Here is a 1702-nt window from a genome sequence, read left to right as displayed (position 1 = left end):
CTCGCCCTCGGTGTTCCACGCGGGCAAGGGCAACGAACTCCTGCGGCCACTGCTCGGGGACCACTCACTGCTCCTGCAGGACGGTGACGAGCACGCGCGCGCCCGACGGCTCCTCGCTCCCGCGTTCGGACGTCGCGAGATCGAGGGGTACCGCTCGCTCGTCGAGGAGGTCACGACCGAGCAGTTGGACCGCTGGCCGCGGTCGGGTCGGGTCCGTGCGCACATCCTGTTCAACCAGCTCACCCTCGAGGTGATCCTGCGAGTGGTGTTCGGGGTCACGGACTCGGCCCGCCTCGACCGGATCCGGCCGATCGTCGCGCGGGCGGTGGACGCCGGGCCGGTGGTGATGATCGGCATGGGCATCCAGCCGCTGCGCCGGTTCCGACCGTGGAGTCGGCAGGTCCGGGATCTCGCGACCATCCACGCCTTCCTGGGTGAGGAGATCGAGGCGACCCGCCGGGATCCGGCACTGGGAGGGCGACGGGACCTGCTGGCACTGTTGGTGCGGGCGTCCGCCCAGGACGCGCAGGGGCTGTCCGATCAGGAACTGCGGGACCAGCTGATGACCCTGGTGGCCGCCGGCCACGAGACCACGGCCACCGCCATGGCGTGGTCGGTGCTCGAACTGGCCCGGCACCCCGGGATCCAGGACCGCTGTGTGTCCGAGATCGCCGCCGGTGGAACGGAGTACCTCGACGCCGTGCTCAAGGAGACGCTGAGGCTGCACCCGGTGGTCCCGATGGTGATGCGGGAGTTGCAGGAGCTCGCCACCGTCGGTGGTCGCACCTATCCGCGGGGGATGACCATCTCGCCGTCGATCATCCTGGCCCACCGTGCGCCGGCCGCCTATCCCGCTCCGAGGGTCTTCGACCCCGGTCGTTTCCTCGGCGACGTCCCGACCCCCACCACGTGGCTGCCCTTCGGCGGCGGGGCCCGGCGCTGCATCGGTGCGTCCTTCGCGATGATGGAGGGCGAGGTGATCCTGCGGCAGGTGTTGACGCGGTTCCGCCTCGAGCCCGTGGGCAGCGGCCGCGAATGGCCCAGGGCGCGGAACGTGACCCTGTATCCGTGGCGACGCGCACGCGTGGAGCTGCTCCCGAGGTGACGACGGTCAGCGACGACGGGAGGGTGATGTGCTTTTCGGTGCGGAGTTTCCTACCGTAGGAGAGGTGAACGCTTCCCAGTCGCCCTCGTCGCAGGTCGAAGCGCCGCGCGCCTCGGCCCCCCGCATGTACACGTGGATCTCCGAGACCGGCAGGGTGATCGAGCAGGTGAGAATCGTCCCGAAGGGCGACTTCTCCCGCGCCCACGGCCGGATCGTCTCCGCGGCGCATCCAGAACACCAGGCGTTCACCCTCGAGTACCAGGTGGAGCTCGGATCGGACCTGGCCCCGTGCCGGGTGCAGCTGACCGTCTCCACGGAGGAGTACGAGCGCACCATCGACCTGGTCCGTGACGACGAGGGTTCCTGGCTCCTGGACGACCCCTCCGACACCCGCTCCCGCGTCGGTGGCGCCGGTGTCGTCGACGTGGACGTGACCTACAGCGTGTTCTTCGCAAGTGTCATCAGCCGGCGGCTCGGGCTGCACTCGCAGCCGGGGTCGGTGGAGGAGCGGGTTCTCCGGGTGGACTCCCTCACCCTCGACGTCAGCGAGGACACGGTCACCTTCTCCAGCGACGACGAGAAGGTCCACGGGATCAC

2 protein-coding genes are annotated in these 1702 nt (G+C 69.8%); both read left to right on the top strand.

Translation table 11 applies throughout. The features are described 5' to 3' along the window. The coding region (locus G6026_RS15865) for a cytochrome P450 (RefSeq protein ID WP_182613741.1) at positions 1–1105 on the top strand (1105 nt) is incomplete at its 5' end. A gap of 64 nt (positions 1106–1169) precedes the next feature. Then, the coding region (locus tag G6026_RS15860) for a putative glycolipid-binding domain-containing protein (protein WP_347238125.1) at positions 1170–1702 on the top strand (533 nt) is incomplete at its 3' end.

Origin of the sequence: Dietzia sp. DQ11-38-2, from assembly GCF_014145055.1 — a bacterium.
Classification (GTDB): Bacteria; Actinomycetota; Actinomycetes; order Mycobacteriales; family Mycobacteriaceae; genus Dietzia.
Note: the sequence above shows the minus strand (reverse complement) of the source record. Positions and strands in the feature narration are given on the sequence as shown.